2 protein-coding genes and 1 pseudogene are annotated in these 2,028 nt (G+C 36.0%); all 3 read right to left on the minus strand.

Annotated elements, in window-relative coordinates:
* Nucleotides 1-350 (minus strand): annotated as a pseudogene (locus QZ334_RS08160) (hypothetical protein); the annotation flags it as partial.
* Nucleotides 351-440: 90 nt separating this feature from the next.
* A complete protein-coding gene (locus QZ334_RS08165; protein WP_295233540.1) occupies nucleotides 441-1,202 on the minus strand; it encodes a hypothetical protein in 762 nt (253 codons plus the stop codon).
* Nucleotides 1,203-1,436: 234 nt separating this feature from the next.
* The gene (locus tag QZ334_RS08170; protein ID WP_295233543.1) at nucleotides 1,437-1,949 is read right to left on the minus strand and encodes a pyridoxamine 5'-phosphate oxidase family protein; all 513 of its coding nucleotides are present in this window, start codon (nucleotides 1,947-1,949) and stop codon (nucleotides 1,437-1,439) included.
* Nucleotides 1,950-2,028 lie beyond the last annotated feature (79 nt).

A 2,028-nucleotide genomic window follows, 5' to 3' on the forward strand; every position in this document is an offset into this window, starting at 1 on the left:
ACCTCTAATACATCATTTTTGTCTTGCCGCACTGTATAGATTTCATAACCATAAGGGATATAGCTAGGTGCCTCAGCCTCATATGGAAGCTTCTTCGCTGCCTCTATTAGATTTCCCTTAAAAGTATGAGCCTTTTTTGTATTCTCTATAGGCCAATCATGAAAGTGCCACTGTAAGCTATCAATTCTAGGCTCTACATTTTTAAAGTTATGTCCTAGCTTAAGTGTTTTAGTGGATCCAGCCTGATCTGTAGTATCAGGAGTATCTACCGTTTCTGCTGTGGCCATTCCTACAGATAATAACCCAGCAGCAATAACAGCTAAAACGGACTTATACATTGTTTTTCTCATATTTTTTCCTCTTTATAAGCGATTACAAATTCTACCGCTATTACACAATATATTGTTCTAGATACAATTTGTATAACATCAGTTTATCTGCTAAGGAATCATTCGTTCTTTATTATATTCATCAATTGTTTTGTTTGAAAACTTCGTAACCGGATAGTTTCCTAACAATTCATAACGTGAGCTATCTATAGTTTTTACAGGCACCACATGTTCCTTATAGAATTCAGCATCAACTGCTTTCACAGGTTCTAAGAAGAATAAGGAGTACGCCATGCCGCCTTCCGTCCACGTAATGCTACGGATTAGTTGTACTCCTGGCTTACCTGTATAATACACCTTGCCAGATTCACCTTGTTCAGACCATTCATAGTCCTTGTACTCTGCAGGAATATACGCTGTATCTCTTACGGTATCCAAGGAATATCCCATTCGATAAGCCATAACATTAGTAATAAACTTTTTCCCATCCTGGTAGATAGGCCCGCCTCTTTTGTAATATACAACCTCTAAGACATCATTTTGATCGTGACGCGCTGTATAAAGCTGATATCCAAAAGGTATATAACTAGGTACTTCAGCCTCATAAGGCAATTTCTGAATAGCCTCTGCTACCCCCTTAAAATTACGGGCACCGTCTTGAGTCATCATAGGCCAGCCCACTAATTGCGTTCTTGGTATTTGTATAATTGCAGAAGCATTATTCATGTTTGGCGTAATATTTTTAGACTTAGATACGGCCTCAGAATTATTATTAGATACAGACTGATCAACAGTATCTGCTGATACATAGCTTATAGATACTAAACCAACAGCTATAGCAGCTAAAATTGATTTACCTATAATTTTCTTCATATTCTCTCCTATTACAAAAATTTATAATATACTCCACACATATAATTATATATTTTCTTATTTATATCAAAAATAGGTACTCTATTCTGTAGCTCTAGCTACTTCATAAAATTTTTATCTTTCCTTTTGTGAAAGCATCGTCACAACCAAATAATGTATCTAATGCTTAGGTTCGATATAAAAAATCCTACTGAACGCTATATCATAATAGAGTTCAATAGGATTGTTATGTCATTATTTAGTTAATGGAGGCATAATAGTATCTTGCTCAAGTTGTCTTCGTCTTTTGGCCGTATAGTCGACAATTTTAATTTGAACTACGCCCACAGAGTTTACCATGGCTTCCGTAAAAGTAAATTCACGTCCTGTCTGATGTTTCATCAATACTTGTAAGCCATGAGATTTTTCATCAATAGACTCTAAATAGGTAGCCTCTCCACGACCCATCACACTAGAGTATACCGAGCTATATTTACATGGAATATCCCCACCTGAAACGAGGGCTTCATCGCTACCATCAATTTCAATAAATACATGGGGATTCGCTTGAATCAAACTAAACTTTTTCCCCTCATAATGGCCATGTACATAGATATAAAGTACATCATCTATAAATTCGTATCCAAAATGTAAGGGCACCACGTAAGGGTAATCACCATCCATCAGACCTAGGTGAATGATACGAGTACTATTTAAAATGCCCTTAATTTCATCTATATCTGTAACCTTGCGGTCTTGTCGTCTCATATAACCTCCCCTAATTTATGTATAAGATAATCTATATATTATTATAGCAAATTTAACTCACCCGTTAGCACTACTATGA

Origin of the sequence: Veillonella sp. (genome assembly GCF_019414865.1) — a bacterium.
In the GTDB taxonomy this organism is placed as follows: Bacteria; Bacillota; Negativicutes; order Veillonellales; family Veillonellaceae; genus Veillonella.